The organism is bacterium, from assembly GCA_030690305.1.
Lineage (GTDB): Bacteria > Patescibacteriota > Minisyncoccia > Phycocordibacterales > JAGLPS01 > JBBUCK01.
This window is the reverse complement of sequence record JAUYHB010000006.1, coordinates 109911-128497: the sequence shown is the minus strand read 5'-3', so window position 1 is coordinate 128497 and position 18587 is coordinate 109911. Positions and strand designations below refer to the sequence as shown.

The following is an 18587-nucleotide window of genomic DNA, read 5'->3' as shown; positions in this document are numbered from 1 at the left end:
TCTTGCCTCTGATATACTCTCCTCTAACAAAAAGTTCTTTGTAATTTCTACGTAAAGGAGGGAAAAGTGAAACTTAATATATGGAGAAGAATCGTATATCGCACAGCAAATACGTCCGTATATGCTCTTGCGTGCCTCGTGTTTCGTCTTAAGGTGAGCGGGAGAGAGACATTTCCGAAGCAGGGGGGTGTTCTCATTGCCTGCAACCACACAAGCTATTTGGACGCGCCGGTTGTGCATTCAAGCATTCCGCGGAGAATGGTGCACTCAATGGCCAAGAAAAGGCTCTTCAAACATCCTTTTCTCAATTGGTTCATGACAACGGTTGGCACTATTTGCGTTGATGAGACCCGACCAAGGCGGACAATTACGGAGGCCGTCATGGCTCTCGCGGCCGGGGACTGCGTTGTCATTTTCCCGGAGGGCACCCGCAGTAAAGACGGTGTGTTGAAAGAAGGCGGATGGGGAGCGGCTTCAATCGCAATAAGCAGTAATTGCACGATTGTCCCCGCGGCAATCATTGGGAGTGACAAAGCATTTCCCAAAGAGGGAAAGGGTATCACGCCTGTCCCCATAGAAATCCGTTTCGGAAAACCGTATACCATTCCGCTTCCCATTGATTTATCTCGTGAAAATCTGACTCGGCAAAAACAACGCCTCATGGAAGAAATCAAAGTCTTGTTGCCCGAGTATATGCGCCCTCGGTAAGCGCATGAAAGAGAGTGGTATTAAGAAAAGCGCATAACACAGGATTGATTAAAATTTAATTTCTGTGGTATAGTCTCTTCTAGATTTTACTGCAAAAGACAGAGAAAGGAGGATGCGGATGCACAAGTTCTGCAGTACATCAGGTGGCAATCCGAAGTAGCCGGGTGGCCGGCGAATAAAAAAACACATAACCCTTCCTCACTGTAAAACCTTTTAATTGGTTTTGGGTGCCACGCGTTACACCAAAGTAAGTAACGCATAAACCCAACCGGGCGGTCTTTTTAAAAAAGACCGCCCTTTTTTATACCAGAAAACTCTCCATAAACTAAGGGTGTTGTTATCTTCTTCTTCCCGTCAAAGCGAAACAATATTTTCTGCAATGTTCGCAGGAAAATTTGCTCGGTTTGGCTTTGAGCCAAAAATTTTCTGAGTTTAGCGAACCTATCGCTGGAAGCAGGTGAGCGCTTTGCAGGAAATATTATTGAGCGGTTCTTTACATGGGTATTTTTTCTCCGTACACTTAAGCCTATGATTACCAAAGAAGAGGTTAAAAAACTCGCGGGGCTGTCGCGTATGAAGGTAAGCGATGAAGAAGTTGAACAATTTGCCAAAGAAATCGACTCGATTTTGGGCTATGTCGAACAAATAAAAAATGTCGTGTCTTCTCTTGACGACAAGAAATCGTCTTCCGACAATATGCTTAAAAATGTTATGCGCGAAGACGAGAATCCCCACGAAAGTGGCGCATACACGAAAGAAATTGTCGCCGAATTTCCCGAAAAGGGGGACAACAACGAACTGAAAGTAAAAAATATTCTCTAAACGCATGGCCTCAGACCTCACACATCTCTCGATACGCACCGCCCACGAACGTCTTTGTACCAAAGATTTTTCAGTGTCCGAACTTGTTCACGCCTTTCTTGACGTTGCAAAAGAAAAAAATAAGGATCTCAACGCCTATCTTGAAATATATTCCGACATAGACAAACAAACCGAAACCGCTCAGAAAAAAATAGAAAATGGGGAAGCGGGTGCGCTTACCGGCATTCCGCTTGCCATTAAAGACAATATTCTGATTAAGGGAAAGAAGGCGTCCGCGGCATCAAAAATTCTTGAAAATTACACCGCGCCGTATACGGCGACTGCGGCCCAAAAAATCATCAACGAAGATGCCGTCTTTTTGGGTCGTACCAACATGGACGAATTTGCCATGGGAGGTTCGACGGAAAATTCCGCTTTTGGCGTAACAAAAAACCCACACGACCTCACTCGTGTTCCCGGAGGCTCATCGGGCGGTTCCGCCGCGGCGGTGGGTGGGGGACTCGCTCTTGCCGCTCTGGGTTCTGACACCGGAGGCTCAATACGGCAGCCCGCAAGTTTTTGCGGATGCGTGGGTCTTAAACCGACATACGGAAGCGTTTCCCGTCACGGACTTATGGCCATGGGTTCTTCTCTTGATGTTATCGGTCCCATCACCCGCACTGTGGATGATGCGGAAATACTGTTTAATGCAATGAAAGGCCAAGACCCCTATGACAGTACGACGTACCCTGACGGAACATATCCGCCGCGGAAAGAGAAAAAGAACATGATAATCGGAGTACCGAAAGAAATTCTGGAAACGAAAGGTATGGATGAAGACGTGAAGAAAAATTTTGAGGACTCTATCAAAAAACTGACGTCTTTAGGCTACACAATCAAAGAAATTTCGCTTCAAAACATCATGTACTCTTTGGCTTCCTACTACGTTTTAATGCCCGCAGAAGTGTCTTCAAACCTTGCCCGTTTTGACGGAGTGAAATACGGTTTGAGAAAAGAGGGTAAAGATTTGCTTGAAGAGTATCTGATTACCCGACGAGAAGGGTTTGGCCGCGAAGTTCGCCGTCGTATTATGCTTGGCACATACGTTCTTTCTTCCGGTTACTACGATGCGTATTACAACAAAGCCAATACCGTCCGCTCGCTTATCGCTCGTGATTTTACAAATGCTTTTGAAAAAGTGGACGCGGTGATAACGCCGACGGCTCCCTCTCCGGCATTTAAAATAGGGGAGAAGTCCGGAGACCCGCTTTCAATGTATCTTGCCGATATTTTTACCGTAACCGCAAACATTGTCGGAATCCCGGCAATTTCAATTCCCTCGGGGACAGCTCTCCGTGACGGAAGTAATCTTCCTCTCGGACTCCAAATCATGGCCCCCCATGCCGCAGAGAATATTCTTTTTGCCGTCGGTAAACGTTTTCTGGGTGAAGTATAATAAAACACATGGCGGAAGAAGAGAAAAAACCAACAACAAGCGATCCGGTGGCGATTGCCATTGAAATCGGAGTAATTGGTCTCGTACTCCTCGCTGTTGTCGATGCGGTCAGGCGACTTCTTGAGAGCCTTTTTGTCCGTGTCGGGCTGGGTTTTTTTGAGCACGCACAAGAGGTATTCGGAGACATTCTTCCTCTTCTCAAAATCCTCTCTATAATTTTCTCGGCAATTTTTATTGTCGGTTGGGCCCATTTTACAAGAAAGACAAATATGATTCGGGCGGAAGAACACAAAGAGCTGTTTCCGCAGAAAGGTGTTTCAATTGCCATTACGGACTCTCGCCCCGAGCATTTGCTTAATGAAAAATGGGAACAGGTTCTCAAACTTATAGAATCCGACACCGCTTCAGACTGGAAACTGGCGATTTTGGAAGCGGACATTATGCTTGAAGAAGTCCTGGACAAAATGGGCTATGACGGTGAAACGATAGGAGAAAAACTCAAAAACGTTGAACCGAGCGATTTTGAAACTCTTGATTACGCCTGGGAGGCCCACAAAATCAGAAATGCCGTTGCTCACGAAGGTTCGGATTTTCTTTTAAACCAAAGGGAGGCAAGACGCACTATCGAACTATATAAAAAAGTTTTTGAAGAGTTCTATTATATCTAGGCGTATCAACGTTTTTCTTGATTTTTGGTTGACTTTATCTCTTGAAACTGATATAATTAATCTCAGGAGTAGTACAGTTACAGTTCAACACATCAGCAAGGAGGGGGAGTATGAAACAACAGGCAGAATGTGCAGTAAAAGGAGTTGTTTTTAAGGTTGGTGACTGCAGGAGACACTACGTACTCGATCTGTCAGCCCGAATCGGCAGGTTCAGTTTCCGAAAGAAAACATCATTCTTTCGAAAACCGGTACCTGTCTTTTCCAAAGCGGCGGCTCGGGCATACGCGATGTACGCCTGTGAGATGGAAGTCATCGGAAAGAGAGAACTTCTCTTTCTCATCAACCGGATCAATCATTCGTGTTTGGGAGAGCTTTCTTCCATGGACCTCGTGATTTACGCGAAGTTGATCGAACCTACGCTGATCTCAGCGTAAAACCCCCTGTAATTATGTTTTATGGCCCCTTCAATCTTTTTGATTGAAGGGGCCATTCTTTTTGCAAAATAACGGCTTGATTTTTTAATAAAATGTGTTAGAGTAGAGAGTAGGTTTTTGCTCGTCACATATAAAAAGGAGGTGTCCATGTCTCAACCCCTTGCAAAATTTGCTCCATATTTCGTGCACTGCGAAAAGACGAAAGAATTCGGTTTTCTGTTTCTTTCGCCAGGGGAAAAAGGTATCATCGTTTTTTCCAAAAGCAATGCCCGTCTGCATGTCGAAGTTGCGATAAAAGACGGAGTAATACGAAAGGATGAAAGCCTTGAACTTCTTCGGCAAATCGAAGCGTCCAAGATGAGGGAGAAGATGGATATAGAAATTTGTGTTGTGATTCTGAAAGAAATGGGTCTCAACGAAGTTTACGGAGACTGTTTCTCCCGTTCCATGTACAGCCCCTCTCGTAATTGAGTGGCAAAAAAGGTCTTTCACTAAAAGTGAAAGACCTTTTTCTTTTTGCGAGAGAGATACTTGGCCAAGAAGATTTTTATTTGGGAACTTGGTCACGCATAATTTTTTACTAAAAATTTGCGCGACCCCGCCTCGCGTCGTCGTGCTCCGGCTTTCAAGTCCCGTCTCACAAAAACCACTACCATTATGGTAGTGGTTTTTGGCGATGCGCGAGAGACGGGACTTGAACCCGCAACCTTCCGCGTGACAGGCGGATGCTCTAACCAGTTGAGCTACTCCCGCAAGCGAGGAATAAAGAGCATGCCTAGCATATTCTTTAATTCCGAGCGTCGCGGTAGCAAGCTTTTGCTTACTCCCGCAAATGAGGAACAAAAACGGCACAGGGAACACTTTATCAAAAAAACCTGTTACTGTCTTGTATTCACCTGGTGCCGACGGCAGGGATTGAACCTGCGACCGCTTCTTTATGAGTGAAGTGCTCTACCACTGAGCTACGTCGGCGTGTTTAATTTTTAATTGCTCCTATCAATCCCATCACTTTGTATTTCAAATTGGTACTTCTTCTGATTTTTAGAGCCAGCATACCATAATAATTGTCATAATTTTCATACATCTTTTTCTGCTTGGTTTTGATAAAAGAAATACGACGGAATTGATTTCTGGGTAATTGTAGCAGAGCAGACCAAAATTTCAATATTTTTTCTGCTCGGGGTTTGTGAAGCTCATTTATATAAATTCTAGGTATAAAATCTTCTTTTTGTATCTGAAAACTTCCCTGGAGCCACTTACTGATGAATGCTATCATGTTTGGGTCAGAATTTACAAAAGAAAATCCAGAACTTTTTCTCCCTCCTTCAGCCCAATACAGGGCTGTTCCTAATAGCAATTGTTCACGAGCTGACAATCTGCCAACATTTTTCTCTGCCTCGATTCGGTATGTTTCTATGGTCTGTAATTTTTTGAGATGATTTTGCATTGCGCCAATCATTCTTCCTTTATGTCCCGCGATGATTGAATTTTTGTGTAATTGTGACTTCTGAAAAGAGGTGAGTGTAATGTCTTTGCACCAAACACTTACTGTGCTTTTAGCTATGTTAAGTTGTTGTGAAATATAAAGAATACTCTTTCCTTCCCTACGTAACGTGTGTGCAAATAACTTTTCTTTAGATTTCGCCATATATGATAGTATATTAACATATATCAGATGTTTTATATAGATATAAATAACTAGTAAGTAGATATTTCAACCAAAATCCACGCACTCTTTGCGTGGATTTTTGCTTGTCCCTCGACTATGCTCGGGACACTTCGCCTTGCCCGCACTGAACGAGCGAAGCGAGTTGAAGTGTTGCGGGACCTGGATTTGCACCAGGGTCTAAAGGTTATGAGCCTTTCGAGCTACTGTTGCTCCATCCCGCGACCTGTCCGTGGAGAATCCGCCTGGTCGGGGATTGTCTCTCGGATAATGGGCGAAATATATCACGAAAGAAGGGTATGCACAAGGTTTGTGCACATTTGCTATACTAGATAAAATGACCGAGCTAAAAGAAAATCTCATACGGCTTATCACGGTTCTTGTTTTTCTCGGCCTTATTCTTTTTGGTCTTTCTTTTTTCCCGCAAGCACTCAAAAATACTCCGAACGATTCTCAAGAGTTGGACGCATCCCAAACCGTCATTCCGGAACAAAAAGAAATTGACGGAGTGCTTTCAGAAGAAACGGTCTACGGATTTTCAATCGGGGGGGTGCAAAAAGCCTATCCTCTGTCCGCATTCAGGGATAAAGACGTTATCTACGATACTCTGCTCGGAGAACCCGTAATTATCGGGCCTTCTCCCGCGTATAACGGCGGAATTATTATGACTCATGCGGAAACGGGCGAAGTGTTTAAGCCTGTGGAGGTGCAATGGGGGACATGGCATAATTCCTATCCCAATACGTTAATTTACTCGGAAGAATAAACATGATTGACGAAACTCTCCTTCGCGCGCTCGCGTTCATTCCTATTGTCGCGTATTGCGTCGCAAAGTTGGAGATAAATATTGAGGGTAGGCACGGCTGGGCGGAGAACCTGCCGACGTGGCGTAAAAAATTTAAGGCAATGAAGCTGTTTTGGGGTAAGTCACCCCTAACCGGCTTTCATACTTGGATGTTTGCGTCCGTGTATGCTTTTTTTCATTTTCCTTTCTTTCTAGCGGGTGAGTGGTCATTTGCGTGGGAATTGCGCATCGCCTCCCTCTATTTTCTCTTTTGGATTATTGAAGATTATCTCTGGTTTGTTCTCAACCCGAATTTTGGACTTGGGAAATTCAATAAAGAAAATATTCCTTGGCATCCAAACTGGTTCGGGCCTTTCCCGACGTCGTACTATCGTTTTTTTATAATGAGTATGATTCTTTTAATACTTAGTTATTTTATATAATCAAAAACGACATGAGACCTTTTTGGCAAGGATCGGCATTTGCAGAAATTATTCAATGGATAGTTTTTGCCATTACTCTGTTTTTTATTCTGCTTCCGTTTATTGTCATCACCCTCAAGCGTTTTCGTCCAACACGGTGGTACCACATTTTAGGGGCATACGTTAGTTCTTTTTTATTTTACTACGTTTGTATCCTGCTTTTGGGAGAGGTTATCTCTCGTTATTTAGGAAGATTTGAGGGTTTTACTTATGTTACCAATGCTATAGATGACGGATACACGTACGCTGGGGAATCCCTTCTTCTTGTTTGGCCTTTTTCGGTTTTTTATGTTTCGGGACTACACGGCCGCTACACAGTTTTGCGGGGATTTATTTCTCTCGCTTTAGCCGTCGCCATGTTTTTTGGTATTATTTGGTTATTTATGAATATTCTCGTACCGTGGGCATTCGGCCAATTAATAAAATATTTCTAAGATATGAAAAAAAATTTAACCCTGTCCATTCTTCTTCTTGTCTTACTTTCTTCCGTTCATGTTTCGGGACAATCAGTTGAATTAGAACCGATAGTCATAGTTCCTGGTCTTGGTACTTCATGGAACCCCGACGTCTTTTTTGAAAATGGCACAGTCAACACACAATGGGGCTTTTTCCCATATGTAGAAAATTACGACAATCTCATTCGTGCCATGGAAGAAAAAGGGTATGTTCTGGACCAGACTTTATTCATTGCTTTTTATGACTGGAGAAAAAATAATTCAAATTCGGTTACAGATTATCTGATTCCTACCATAGATAAAGCGTTAGAACATTCTTTGACAGGAAAGGTGGACATCATTGCCCACAGCATGGGTGGACTGGTTGCCCGTTCATATATTCAGGGTGATTTTTACCGTAACGATGTTGACCAGTTTTTCATGCTTGGTACACCCAATTATGGTTCTTCCGATGCATATACTATTTGGGAAGGTGCACAGATACCTGACCACTGGCCAAGAATCCAAAAAACTCTCTTAAATGGTTACCTTGGGTTCCTAAATGTGATAAGCCAATCGGTAAATGATAAATACGACGTAATTCATACTTTCGTACCTTCCATAAAAGAACTTCTTCCCCTATACATCTACATACAGGATAAAAATACCGGCATATTTACTTTTCCAACCGAAATGTATGAACAAAACAATTTCTTGGCAAATCTTGATATCGGGGAACCACCGAACGGACTGGAACCGCTTTTCTTGGGAGTAAGAGAAATCACCAATATCGGAAGCGCGGGACTCAATACGCTATCTCTTATTCCTGTCGTTCTACGTGGACCTAATGAAACGAAACTGTGGGCAGATGGAATTCCTGACCCACAAAAACCTGTGCAAGATTCGGCAATGGGGGACAACACGGTGCTTCTTGAAAGTTCACTTTTTGAAATTTCCGATATTGAACCATACGACCCGACGCCTGTATGGAATGAGGAATCACCGTTTAAAAAATTACTGGCTATTCTCACACAGCCTGTATTTGCTCAAGTGATACTTGACTGTGATGGTGTGGCTTGTTTTCGACAACGGACGATAGAAAATGTCGCCCATGAGGAACTACCAACACAGGCGATAAATCTTATCCTAGAGCGTCTTGATTTTGAGCCGACAGGCATTGAATTTTCGCCTTACCACGAGCCGGACAAAATACTTTCTTTTTGGTTTGCTTCACCTGTGGACGTAAAAATTACGGCACCTGATGAAAAAATCATAACCAAAGATGTCACTGAAGTCCCCGAGGCATTTTATGACGGCACAAGTGACCCGCTGGGGCCAAAGTTCATTTTGATTCCCGACGCCGAAGACGGAAATTACAAAGTCGAATTATCGGGGATAGGGGACGGCGAGTATCATATGGTTGTTTCTTATGTTGATGAAAACAGTGACAATAGCGTTGTTAAAGGAGGAACGATTTCTTCGGGAGAAAAAATTGGCTATTCCATTACTCTCACTTCTTCAAGTGAAGACAATCCAACCCAAGTAAGCGATCCTTTGCCGATTGAAGAAGATAAGACCGCACTTGAACTTATAGACGAACTTATTTCTGATGTCGAGCAGTATTACACAGATGGTCTTATTAAGGGATTTCTTGTGAAAAAAACATTGCTTATAAGCTTCAATGTCCTGAAAGCGGAAATAAAAGAACTCAATGGACTTCTAGATAAGTATGAAACCAAGCCGACGAAACAAATTAAACGAAGGATAAAAATTCTTGAAGGACTAATCAAGGCTCATATAAAAGGCAGTGTTGAACTTCTTAATTTCTATTCAAAAAAACAGGTGGTTAACGGGGATGCTTCATTGTCCATGATAGAAAAACTTAACCTTATTAGACAGGGTTTGGATTAAAAACGGTTTGAAAAAACTTGCCTGATATACTAATATGCAGGCTTACGTTTCGCTCGTTGTAAGCAAAGCTTGCAACGGTGGCATTCGGAGAAAGAGCGGTCGTAAACGCCCCCTCTTTGCTCCTCATTTGCCGTTGTAGCTCAGTTGGTAGAGCAACTCCATGGTAAGGAGTAGGTCGTCGGTTCAAATCCGACCAACGGCTCCAGTACAAAAAATAAACCGCTTTAGCTGTTTTGGCTGATAATAAAAAATGTAATACTGTACTTGGTTTAGCAGGTAGCAGAAGGATATACGCCGCTTTAGCTGTTTTGGCTGATAACAAAGAAACGTAATACTGTAGTTGGTTTTAGCAGATAGCAGAAGAATACACGCCGCCTTAGCTCAGTTGGTAGAGCAACACATTCGTAACGTGTAGGTCCCGAGTTCAACTCTCGGAGGCGGCTCCAAAAATGGAAACACCTGTGTCCGAAAATGGGGAAGGAGAGAAAGCGTCGCTTCGCGACGCTTTAAAAAATATAATTTTTTTCTTTATCACCATCGGCTGTGCCTACTGGATTACGATTGTGATTGGCATTGACCGTCTTGGGGAAATCGTCAAAACCGCAGGAATTTGGGCCCCGCTTGCCGTTATTGTTCTCAAGATGACGACGATAATTGTCGTGCCGCTTGGAGGTGGTCCCATTTACGCCATTGCCGGCGTGGCTTTCGGTTTTTGGAAAGGCCTTTTGTTTACGTTCATCGGGGATGTTCTCGGGTTTTCCGTCGCATTTTACCTGAGTCGTTTTTTCGGACGTTCAATCGTCACGTTTTTTATACCGAAAGCCCAGATACCTTTTTTTGAAAAAATACTTGCACGAAGTGCGAAACCTTCGACATTTTTCAAAGCCCGTCTTGCGTTTGCGGGACTTCCGGAAATTTTTGCCTATGCGGCAGGGCTCACAAAAATTTCTTTTCCCCTTTTCCTTGTTTCCATGATGGCGCTTCACACGCCCGGGACGACAATCGGTATCTTGTTTGGCAATGCTCTCGTGAGCGGCAATCTGGTATTTGTCATTGGAGCATCCGTTGTCGTTTATCTTGCACTCTTTATCGGCGGGTGGTGGTTTCACCGCGATATCACGCAAGAGGCATAACTTGATTATTCACCTTTTTCTGGTAGTGTCTTAATCGGGAACTTGTACAAACAAAGGAGGGGAAAGGGGGCGGAATGAAAGGCAAACTCATTTTACTCACATGTTTTATGGTATTACTGGCAGGTTGCACCGAAGAATCAACAGGGCGTGAAGTAAACGGCTTTACCTCTCCTGCCAAAGACCGCGAAGTCATTGCATACGCGGCCGACGGGAGCGTCATTGATAAATGGGAAGGGCACTATGCGCTTTCTATCCAAGGTTCAACAGTTGTTTTAAAAAACAAAAGGAAAGAAATCATCATTTCAGGTACCTGGATTTCCAAGGACAAATAATTTTGCTTCAAAGGCAAGAAATATGATTTCTTGCCTTTTTCTTTTACATGGCAAGGATAGGGCATTTTTGCTAGAGTTATCGCATATGACTACCGAAGAAGCCCAGCAGAAAATCAAAGAACTTGAAGAGCAAATGACATCTCCCGAATTTTGGAGCGATAAAACGCGCGCGCAGGCGATTATCAAAGAAGTTCAACGTCTCAAAGACGAACAGGCGGGCATAGGCAAATATGACAAAGGGGACGCAATACTCTCCTTGTTTGCCGGTGCGGGAGGAGACGATGCAGAGGATTTTGCGCGTATTCTTCTTTCAATGTATGAAAAATTTATCGGGAAAAGCGGATGGACGTACACAATTTTACACAGCAATGAAAATGACCACGGAGGATACCGGAATATTACGATTGAAATAAACGGCAAGGGTGTGTACGGCACACTTAAAAATGAATCCGGTGTGCACCGCCTTGTACGCATTTCTCCTTTTAACGCAAAAAAACTACGTCACACGTCATTTGCTCTTGTTGAAGTGATTCCCAAGTTCGATAAGACAGGAGAAATTGAAATTCCCGAAGACCAATTGTCCGTTGAGTTCACACGTTCAAGCGGGCCTGGAGGACAGAACGTAAACAAGCGGGAAACGGCGGTTCGTGTCGTGCATATTCCAACGAAACTTTCCGTTCACGTAGAATCGGAACGCAGTCAGGCTCAAAACCGTGAAAAAGCTCTGGTAATTTTAAAAGGAAAGATTTTTAAGGCGCTTGAAGAAAAAAGAATGGTGGAACAGGAAGGAATGTACATAAGCAAGACGACGGAAATTGAATGGGGCAACCAAATACGCTCTTATGTGCTGCATCCGTATAAAATGATTAAAGACCACCGTACCGAAGTTGAAATACGTGACATTGACAGGGTGCTTGAAGGGGACCTCGACGAGTTCATAGAGGCTGAAAAAGGGCTCTAAATCGCCACATTTGAAAAGGGTAGCCGATACCTATATACTTATAGGATAGTTATGATTTATTTCGATAAAGTTTCAAAGGTTTACACGGACGATTCCGTCGCACTGAGTGGAGTGACGCTCTCTGTTGAGCCCAAAGAATTTTTGTCGATAGTCGGCCACTCTGGTGCCGGTAAAACTACTCTCATCAAGCTTCTTTTGGCCGAAGAACATCCCAGTGACGGAAAAGTTTTCTTTGAATCGACCGACATTCACGCGCTCCGCGGTGATGAAATGACGCAACTGCGCCGCCGCATCGGAACTGTTTTTCAAGACTTTAAACTTTTGCCGGACAAAACCGTTTACGAAAACATCGCGTTTGCCATGGAGGCGTCGGGCAAAGATGACGTAGATATAGAGTCCGACGTTCCGCATGTTCTGGAACTTGTTGACCTTGGAAAGAAAGTGTGGAGTTTTCCGCGCGAACTTTCCGGCGGGGAAAAACAACGAGTGGCGATTGCGCGTGCTATCGTCAATCAGCCTGATGTAATTGTTGCCGATGAGCCGACGGGAAACCTCGACCCCATAAATACGTACGATATTATTCAATTGCTTAAAAAAATAAACGACTTGGGCACAACCGTAATTCTTACGACGCACAACAAGGGAGTCGTCGATTCCATCGGGAAACGCGTCATTACTATGGAGGCGGGGAAAATAATCCGCGATGACCCGTCGGGAAGATATACACTTTAAACCATGTTTTTAACTACAACAAAAAGAATACTTAAATCGGGATTCTTCAGTTTTTGGAGAAACGGTTTCGTGTCGCTTTCCTCGGTTTTGATTATGGTGGTCACACTTTCCGTTATCGGCTCCATCATCTTTCTCGGAGCGATTCTCGATTCAACCCTTACCGAAATCAGGAATAAGGTGGATGTCAACGTATATTTCGTAACTTCCGCCGCTGAAGACGACATTTTGTCGATTAAGGCGCGTCTCGAAACGCTTCCGGAAGTAAACGAAGTTACATATGTGTCCCGCGAGCAGGCGCTTGAGGATTTCAAAGAACGGCACAAAGACGACCAATTTACCATTCAGGCGCTCGAAGAACTAACGGACAATCCTTTAGGGGCGGTGCTTAATATTCGCGCCTCGGAACCTTCCCAGTATGAAGGGGTCGCGAAATTCCTTGAGGGAGACAACATACTCTCAAAAGAGGGTTCACCGATTGTGGACAAAATAAATTATTTCCAAAATAAGGCCGCAATCGATAGACTGACAAAGATTATCAATTCTGCCGATAAATTGGGATTTGTCCTTACTATCGTGCTTGTCATTATTTCCGTTCTCATCACGTTCAACACGATACGCCTTGTTATTTACATCTCAAGAGAGGAGATAGGTGTTATGCGGCTTGTGGGGGCAAGCGGTTCATACGTGCGCGGCCCGTTTGTGGTAGGCGGAATAATATACGGATTTGTCGCCGCCATTATTACCCTTATTCTTTTTTACCCGATTACGTTTTGGCTCGGAGACATAACCGCGGGATTCTTTATTGGGCTTAACGTATTTGAGTATTACTTGAGCAACTTCGGGCAGATGTTTTTAGTCATTGTTACATCGGGAATTGTCATTGGTGCGCTATCAAGTTATCTGGCGGTCATGAGGTATTTAAACAAATAAAGGACGCGGGACATCCGTTTTCACACATTACGCCGTGGCACAGAAAAAACACAAGTATATATTCGTAATCGGGGGAGTGATGTCGGGAGTCGGCAAGGGAATCGCATCTTCTTCTATCGGTAAAATTCTTCAGGCAAAAGGGTTTGCGGTAAACCCCATTAAAGTCGACCCGTATTTAAATGTTGACGCGGGGACGATGAACCCCACCGAACACGGTGAGGTGTTTGTTTTGAATTCCGGAATGGAATCCGACCAGGATATGGGCAACTACGAGCGCTTTATGGGACTCTCGCTGCGCTCCGAGGATTATATTACGAGCGGCATGGTCTATAAGCACGTGATTGAACGCGAGCGTAACCTCGGATACAAAGGAAAGTGCGTCGAAGCTATTCCACACATTACCGAAGAAATCACGCGTCGTATTCAAAAGGCGGCGGAAATGAACAATTCCGATATTACATTGATTGAACTTGGGGGAACGGTTGGCGACTATCAGAACATTATGTTTATTGAGGCGGCGCGTGTATTGAAACTCAAACATCCGACTGATGTGATGTTTATCCTCGTCTCGTTTCTTCCCATCCCGAGCAAGATAGGGGAGATGAAAACGCGGCCGACGCAAAATGCCGTGCGGATGCTTAATTCGTACGGAGTGCAACCGGACATAATCATCGCGAGAAGTGAGGTGCCGCTTGATGAGAAACGGAAGGAAAAAATTTGTATTGCGTGCAATATTCAGGCGGGGAACGTCATTTCCGCTCCCGATATCGAAAGTATTTACGATGTGCCGCTCAATTTTGAACGCGATAAAATAAGTCAAAAAATACTCAAAATTCTAAGATTACGTCCGAAAAACGACAACGGCATGAGCGAATGGCGCAGTTTTGTTGAACGAATGAAGTCTGCAAAACATGAGCTTAATATTGCCGTTGCGGGAAAATATTTTGACACGGGTGATTTTGTGCTTTCCGACGCATATATTTCGGTGATTGAGGCGATAAAGTTTTCTTCATTTAATCTTTCCGTCAAACCGACGCTTACATGGATCAGTTCAAAAGACTATGAAAAAAGTAAAACATCCCTAAAGGCTCTTTCAAAATTTGACGGCATTATCGTTCCCGGAGGTTTCGGTTCAACGGGCGTTGAGGGGAAAATCAATATCATTCAATACGCTCGCGAAAATAAAATCCCGTATCTTGGTCTCTGTTACGGTATGCAACTTTCCGTCGTTGAGTACGCGCGCAATGTGTTGGGACTCAAAAAGGCGCACACGACTGAAATTGATGAAAAAACGGAGCATCCTGTAATAGATATTATGCCCGAACAAAAAGCACATATGGCAAATGGAAACTATGGGGCAACCATGCGTCTTGGCGCGTACCCTGCAATTCTGAAGAAGGGAACGATAGCATATGATGCCTACGGAAGAGGGGAGATTTCCGAACGGCACAGACACCGCTATGAAGTCAATCCTGAGTATGTAAAAAAGTTTTCCGATGCCGGTCTTGTATTTTCCGGAGCGTCCCCGGATGGCGTCTTGATGGAAATTGCCGAACTGCCAAAAAATAAACACCCGTTTTTTCTTGGAACACAATTTCACCCGGAATTCCAGGCGCGCCCTTTAAGTCCTCACCCTCTATTTACGGAATTTATTGAAGCCGCTCTCGCGGCGAAAAAAAAATAAAACCGCTGTCAAGCGATTTTATTTTTTAGCCATTTAACAATTGTGCAAATTCTTTCTGTACTTTTTCAAGTTTGGGATTGATTACCAATTCGCAATACGGATTTTCCTTATTTCGCGCAAAATAATCTTTATGGTAATTTTCCGCCTCAAAGAATTTAGTCAAAGGCCGTATCTCGGTTACTATCGGTTTTCCGTCTTCGCTTGAATCATTCAATTCTCTGATAAACGTTTCCGCCTCTTTTTTCTGGTTTTCATCGGTATACAGAATGATTGAACGGTACTGTGTACCCACATCGTTACCTTGCCGATTTCGTGTTGTCGGGTCGTGAGTCGCAAAAAAGACGGTTAAAAGATTTCTGAAAGAAATTTTCTCGGAGTCATATTCAATCCGAATCACTTCCGCATGTCCTGTTGTTCCGCCACATACCTCGTCGTATGTCGGATTTTCTTTTTCTCCGCCCGCGTATCCCGGCGCGACGGAAACAATACCGTTGAGCATTTTAAATATGGCCTCGGTGCACCAGAAGCACCCTCCTCCAAATACCGCTGTTTTTGTTTCTTTCATTTTTTTAAAAAATACTCTCCGCTTGTAACAGAGAGTATTTTATCATACGGATTATATAAGAAGTTTCCTACAAACCGATCGATTTAAGATACGTCTTTGTTCGCGGTCCAAAGTACCCGTCGGCAGGACTGATTCCCACGCTCTTTTGCCATTCAAGAAGTGCGGCTTTAGTCACGGAACCGAAATATCCTGTTGCTCCGGTAGCCTTGAGATTCTGAGTCGCTACACCCTTATCCTGTGTTATAAGGAAGTATTGCAGTTTAAAAACATCAAACCCTATTGAAGAACTGCTTAAACTTCTCATACTGCTTAAGGGTACGAAACCGATGTATTGTTCGCTGTTTGAACGCGCCGCAACTCCTGAAGCCTTAAGCTGGGCTATCAATGTTTCAATTTGAGTTGTAATGCCGTATAGGTTGGTTAAAGAAGTATCAATAGGGGCCGGCGTTTGAGTTGGCGTCGGAAGTGGAGTAGGTGTTTGAACAACAAATTTTGTAAGGTAGTCTTCAGCGGACCACCCATCAATACCTTCATCGTAATTTATATTCCACCAACGATAGCCGTTAGCCGAGGCCGGGCCTCCAATTACAATACCCAATGCCCCTACGTGTTGAACGCCCAGGAGGGAAGCGCCAATAAAGCCACTTGCTCGTACGTTGAGGGGGCCATTAGCAACCTGTACCCTATCTCCCGCAACAAATTTTGTTTCAGGGGTGGGTGCTGGAGCAGGGGCAGGCGTTGGAGTAGGTGTCGGAGCCGGCGTTGGTGTAGGAACTGGATTTTGTCTTACAACTTGTATGACTGCGGGTTCATTTCCGTCATTACCCGCATTATCTAGAACATGCAGACCATACCAATATGTTCCGGCAGACGAGATAGTATCAGTCATTGTACTGCTCCAGGAATTTATAGAAGCAGGAGCGGAAAGGGAACCAGCACTAACCCAGTTGCAACCTGTTTTATTGCTTGAGGAGCAAGTAGAACCATTATCCAATGCTTTATATAGCTTGGCGGAAGCCAAGTAGGATCCACCGGTATCGGTGACAGAAAATGTTGCAGTTACAGCGCCCGTGGTCGTAGTTCGAGGCTGGACGTCAAAAGAGGAAATAACAGGAACCGTCGTATCAAGTACGGGTGTTGGCGTTGGGGTCGGTGTAGGTGCTGGGGTAGGTGTAGGCGTTGGTGTAGGAACTGGAGTCGGAGTGGAAGAGACAGAAGCATACTCAAGTGCCCCAATATCCCAACTGGTTCCACGAGCAAAAGAGTTGAAATCAAGTGATGATTTCCCCGCAAGCACAGTTGCTTTGTTAACGGCAGGACTTACAGCCTGAATGGCTACGTTAGTGAGTAATCCTTTAAAGTTTTGAACAAATGAAGATACGAATTTAGGGTCTTGACAGAAGAGATTGGTTTTACCAGTACAATCTGCTGCGCCGTCTTTAGTGCCCCAAATAACAGAGTAATCATTATCAAGGGTTACTGCGCCACAAGCTCCGTCACCGTTTCCTCCTGTTCCAGCCGCGTAATAAAGATCAGATGTGTCTCCGGGAAAAAACTGAGGCCCGCCCACAAAAATATTATTTCTTGAAATGACTTTCTCACTTCCGTTGCACCCGCTTCCGCCTGTGAGCACAAGCACATCACCATTTCCTGTAATAGTTGAATTATAAATTGAATGCTGAGTACCTGGTTTCGCATAACTAAGCGAAATGCTATTCCCGGCTGCCCGACAGCTGTCGAAACCGGCGTTTGCGCCACTTATATTTTTAGTTGAGGTAAAGCTTTGACCGCTGAAATATCCACAATTGCCAATGATAACGGAGTTTTCAATTGTTACGGGGGAGGTAGCCTTCACCTGATTTCCCGCATTTCCTTCAAAACGTGAACGTTGGATTGTAACACTTCCCGTGCCATCACCATAAAGGAGGTCAAGGCCATCAGAAACATTGTGACTGATGTCAACATTTTCAAAAACCCACGCTCCTCCCGTTAAGTGAGTTCCGATACCATCCCCATAACCCCCCTGGCTTTGGCTATAACAACTATAGGGCTGTTTGCCGGGATACGTTTCTCCACAACCGGAATAGAGAATCTTGGTATTTCGAAAAATTATGTTTCCGGTGTTATAAGAATTATTTGCTCCGATATCTCCGTCCCATCCGACAAAGGAATTATTGGCGATAGTGGTATTTTCAATTGTCCAATTAGAAAGACGCCCAGCATGCACACCTGCCCGAAGCCCGTGAATATTGAGATTTTTAATCAAAACATTATCGCTGTCGGATGCTTTAATACCGGTCCCTGCCCATTCTCCAAACGGATAAGTACTTCGATTACAGGCATTTGTCGGGCCAAATTCAATACAGTTAGAATGGTCAGTAATCTCAAGACATTGCATTTGGACGTTGTCACTTCCTTGGAGGTTTAAAATATAACTCACTCGCTGAGTTCCCCAGAGTTGTGGGGGAGCGGCACAGCCACTATCCCAGCCCTTCCCTAAAATTCGTGTTGGTTGGGAGGCACTGGGGCCTGAAGGAACTGGACGCTGAACGCAATCATAAGCCCAGGCAGAATAGCAGTTGCTAGTGCTCGGAATATTGGGTGACCCCCAACCCATCATATATTGGGCTCCATTCGAGCCGTCAATAATGAGAGTATCCCCGCCCTGGAGCTTGGTCGGGTTACCTCCTACAATAGAAAGGGCCCAGTTAGGGTGGTTAAAAGCGCAACTTTGGTTTGTCCCGCTTCCAGAATACGCCGCATCTGCAAGGCCACTACACTGTGTCGCCGTGCCTCCGTCCGTTCTTACGTAGTATGTTGCCGCGGTTGCGTCTACCGACACCAAAAAGAAACCACTTGCTATTAAAAGTGTCTGTAATAAAAGTTTTTTCATTTCCAATTTAATG

19 protein-coding genes and 4 tRNA genes are annotated in these 18587 nt (G+C 44.2%); 18 read left to right on the top strand and 5 right to left on the bottom strand.

Annotation, left to right across the window (positions count from 1 at the left end):
- The first annotated feature begins 66 nt into the window (after positions 1-66).
- The 6 genes from Q8O71_00750 to Q8O71_00725 all read left to right on the top strand — a co-directional run bounded on the left by Q8O71_00750 (position 67) and on the right by Q8O71_00725 (position 4538).
- On the top strand, positions 67-708 hold the full coding sequence (locus Q8O71_00750) for a lysophospholipid acyltransferase family protein (GenBank protein MDP2704918.1): 642 nt from the start codon (positions 67-69) through the stop codon (positions 706-708).
- Positions 709-1236: 528 nt separating this feature from the next.
- On the top strand, positions 1237-1530 hold the full coding sequence (gene gatC / locus Q8O71_00745) for an Asp-tRNA(Asn)/Glu-tRNA(Gln) amidotransferase subunit GatC (protein ID MDP2704917.1): 294 nt from the start codon (positions 1237-1239) through the stop codon (positions 1528-1530).
- 4 nt (positions 1531-1534) lie between these two features.
- Positions 1535-2965 (top strand): Asp-tRNA(Asn)/Glu-tRNA(Gln) amidotransferase subunit GatA, encoded by a 1431-nt coding sequence (gene gatA, locus Q8O71_00740; GenBank protein MDP2704916.1) that lies wholly within the window; start codon positions 1535-1537, stop codon positions 2963-2965.
- 8 nt (positions 2966-2973) lie between these two features.
- Positions 2974-3633 carry a hypothetical protein gene (locus tag Q8O71_00735; GenBank protein MDP2704915.1) on the top strand — a complete coding sequence of 220 codons (660 nt, stop codon included), beginning with the start codon at positions 2974-2976 and terminating at the stop codon, positions 3631-3633.
- A 110-nt stretch (positions 3634-3743) separates the two neighbouring features.
- Complete coding sequence (locus Q8O71_00730; GenBank protein MDP2704914.1) at positions 3744-4067, top strand: hypothetical protein; 324 nt, start codon at positions 3744-3746, stop codon at positions 4065-4067.
- Positions 4068-4214: 147 nt separating this feature from the next.
- Positions 4215-4538: a hypothetical protein gene (locus tag Q8O71_00725; GenBank protein ID MDP2704913.1), complete on the top strand. Its 324-nt coding sequence runs from the start codon at positions 4215-4217 to the stop codon at positions 4536-4538.
- Between the two features lie 208 nt (positions 4539-4746).
- On the opposite strand, the gene Q8O71_00720 is transcribed toward Q8O71_00725, so the two are convergent.
- The 3 genes from Q8O71_00720 to Q8O71_00710 all read right to left on the bottom strand — a co-directional run bounded on the left by Q8O71_00720 (position 4747) and on the right by Q8O71_00710 (position 5715).
- Positions 4747-4820 (bottom strand) — tRNA-Asp (locus tag Q8O71_00720).
- Positions 4821-4964: 144 nt separating this feature from the next.
- Positions 4965-5039, bottom strand: a tRNA-Met gene (locus tag Q8O71_00715).
- Between the two features lie 4 nt (positions 5040-5043).
- Positions 5044-5715: a hypothetical protein gene (locus tag Q8O71_00710; protein ID MDP2704912.1), complete on the bottom strand. Its 672-nt coding sequence runs from the start codon at positions 5713-5715 to the stop codon at positions 5044-5046.
- A gap of 355 nt (positions 5716-6070) precedes the next feature.
- Between Q8O71_00710 and Q8O71_00705 the strand changes: the two genes are divergently transcribed.
- The 12 genes from Q8O71_00705 to Q8O71_00650 all read left to right on the top strand — a co-directional run bounded on the left by Q8O71_00705 (position 6071) and on the right by Q8O71_00650 (position 15116).
- Positions 6071-6499: a hypothetical protein gene (locus Q8O71_00705; protein ID MDP2704911.1), complete on the top strand. Its 429-nt coding sequence runs from the start codon at positions 6071-6073 to the stop codon at positions 6497-6499.
- 2 nt (positions 6500-6501) lie between these two features.
- Complete coding sequence (locus tag Q8O71_00700; protein ID MDP2704910.1) at positions 6502-6960, top strand: hypothetical protein; 459 nt, start codon at positions 6502-6504, stop codon at positions 6958-6960.
- An 11-nt stretch (positions 6961-6971) separates the two neighbouring features.
- Entirely contained in the window at positions 6972-7433 is a 462-nt protein-coding gene (locus tag Q8O71_00695) for a hypothetical protein (protein ID MDP2704909.1), read from the top strand.
- A 3-nt stretch (positions 7434-7436) separates the two neighbouring features.
- Positions 7437-9344: a hypothetical protein gene (locus tag Q8O71_00690; protein ID MDP2704908.1), complete on the top strand. Its 1908-nt coding sequence runs from the start codon at positions 7437-7439 to the stop codon at positions 9342-9344.
- A 129-nt stretch (positions 9345-9473) separates the two neighbouring features.
- Positions 9474-9549, top strand: a tRNA-Thr gene (locus Q8O71_00685).
- Positions 9550-9714: 165 nt separating this feature from the next.
- Positions 9715-9790 (top strand) — tRNA-Thr (locus tag Q8O71_00680).
- 3 nt (positions 9791-9793) lie between these two features.
- Positions 9794-10477 carry a VTT domain-containing protein gene (locus Q8O71_00675; protein ID MDP2704907.1) on the top strand — a complete coding sequence of 228 codons (684 nt, stop codon included), beginning with the start codon at positions 9794-9796 and terminating at the stop codon, positions 10475-10477.
- 107 nt (positions 10478-10584) lie between these two features.
- Positions 10585-10809 (top strand): hypothetical protein, encoded by a 225-nt coding sequence (locus tag Q8O71_00670; GenBank protein ID MDP2704906.1) that lies wholly within the window; start codon positions 10585-10587, stop codon positions 10807-10809.
- An 85-nt stretch (positions 10810-10894) separates the two neighbouring features.
- Positions 10895-11770: a PCRF domain-containing protein gene (locus Q8O71_00665; GenBank protein MDP2704905.1), complete on the top strand. Its 876-nt coding sequence runs from the start codon at positions 10895-10897 to the stop codon at positions 11768-11770.
- 51 nt (positions 11771-11821) lie between these two features.
- Positions 11822-12502 (top strand): cell division ATP-binding protein FtsE, encoded by a 681-nt coding sequence (gene ftsE / locus Q8O71_00660; GenBank protein ID MDP2704904.1) that lies wholly within the window; start codon positions 11822-11824, stop codon positions 12500-12502.
- A gap of 3 nt (positions 12503-12505) precedes the next feature.
- Positions 12506-13432 (top strand): permease-like cell division protein FtsX, encoded by a 927-nt coding sequence (locus Q8O71_00655; protein ID MDP2704903.1) that lies wholly within the window; start codon positions 12506-12508, stop codon positions 13430-13432.
- A 34-nt stretch (positions 13433-13466) separates the two neighbouring features.
- Positions 13467-15116 carry a CTP synthase gene (locus tag Q8O71_00650; GenBank protein ID MDP2704902.1) on the top strand — a complete coding sequence of 550 codons (1650 nt, stop codon included), beginning with the start codon at positions 13467-13469 and terminating at the stop codon, positions 15114-15116.
- 25 nt (positions 15117-15141) lie between these two features.
- On the opposite strand, the gene msrA is transcribed toward Q8O71_00650, so the two are convergent.
- Together msrA and Q8O71_00640 are read right to left on the bottom strand one after the other, a co-directional pair.
- The gene (msrA, locus tag Q8O71_00645; protein ID MDP2704901.1) at positions 15142-15681 is read right to left on the bottom strand and encodes a peptide-methionine (S)-S-oxide reductase MsrA; all 540 of its coding nucleotides are present in this window, start codon (positions 15679-15681) and stop codon (positions 15142-15144) included.
- Between the two features lie 67 nt (positions 15682-15748).
- On the bottom strand, positions 15749-18574 hold the full coding sequence (locus Q8O71_00640; GenBank protein MDP2704900.1) for a hypothetical protein: 2826 nt from the start codon (positions 18572-18574) through the stop codon (positions 15749-15751).
- Positions 18575-18587 lie beyond the last annotated feature (13 nt).

What these genes read in the sequence shown, in the direction of transcription:
- gatC (MDP2704917.1), top strand. Translation starts at nt 1,237, where the DNA reads ATGATTACCAAAGAAGAGGTTAAAAAACTCGCGGGGCTGTCGCGTATG.
- gatA (MDP2704916.1), top strand. Translation starts at nt 1,535, where the DNA reads ATGGCCTCAGACCTCACACATCTCTCGATACGCACCGCCCACGAACGT.
- Q8O71_00735 (MDP2704915.1), top strand. Translation starts at nt 2,974, where the DNA reads ATGGCGGAAGAAGAGAAAAAACCAACAACAAGCGATCCGGTGGCGATT.
- Q8O71_00730 (MDP2704914.1), top strand. Translation starts at nt 3,744, where the DNA reads ATGAAACAACAGGCAGAATGTGCAGTAAAAGGAGTTGTTTTTAAGGTT.
- Q8O71_00725 (MDP2704913.1), top strand. Translation starts at nt 4,215, where the DNA reads ATGTCTCAACCCCTTGCAAAATTTGCTCCATATTTCGTGCACTGCGAA.
- Q8O71_00710 (MDP2704912.1), bottom strand. Translation starts at nt 5,715, where the DNA reads ATGGCGAAATCTAAAGAAAAGTTATTTGCACACACGTTACGTAGGGAA.
- Q8O71_00705 (MDP2704911.1), top strand. Translation starts at nt 6,071, where the DNA reads ATGACCGAGCTAAAAGAAAATCTCATACGGCTTATCACGGTTCTTGTT.
- Q8O71_00700 (MDP2704910.1), top strand. Translation starts at nt 6,502, where the DNA reads ATGATTGACGAAACTCTCCTTCGCGCGCTCGCGTTCATTCCTATTGTC.
- Q8O71_00695 (MDP2704909.1), top strand. Translation starts at nt 6,972, where the DNA reads ATGAGACCTTTTTGGCAAGGATCGGCATTTGCAGAAATTATTCAATGG.
- Q8O71_00690 (MDP2704908.1), top strand. Translation starts at nt 7,437, where the DNA reads ATGAAAAAAAATTTAACCCTGTCCATTCTTCTTCTTGTCTTACTTTCT.
- Q8O71_00675 (MDP2704907.1), top strand. Translation starts at nt 9,794, where the DNA reads ATGGAAACACCTGTGTCCGAAAATGGGGAAGGAGAGAAAGCGTCGCTT.
- Q8O71_00670 (MDP2704906.1), top strand. Translation starts at nt 10,585, where the DNA reads ATGGTATTACTGGCAGGTTGCACCGAAGAATCAACAGGGCGTGAAGTA.
- Q8O71_00665 (MDP2704905.1), top strand. Translation starts at nt 10,895, where the DNA reads ATGACTACCGAAGAAGCCCAGCAGAAAATCAAAGAACTTGAAGAGCAA.
- ftsE (MDP2704904.1), top strand. Translation starts at nt 11,822, where the DNA reads ATGATTTATTTCGATAAAGTTTCAAAGGTTTACACGGACGATTCCGTC.
- Q8O71_00655 (MDP2704903.1), top strand. Translation starts at nt 12,506, where the DNA reads ATGTTTTTAACTACAACAAAAAGAATACTTAAATCGGGATTCTTCAGT.
- msrA (MDP2704901.1), bottom strand. Translation starts at nt 15,681, where the DNA reads ATGAAAGAAACAAAAACAGCGGTATTTGGAGGAGGGTGCTTCTGGTGC.
- Q8O71_00640 (MDP2704900.1), bottom strand. Translation starts at nt 18,574, where the DNA reads ATGAAAAAACTTTTATTACAGACACTTTTAATAGCAAGTGGTTTCTTT.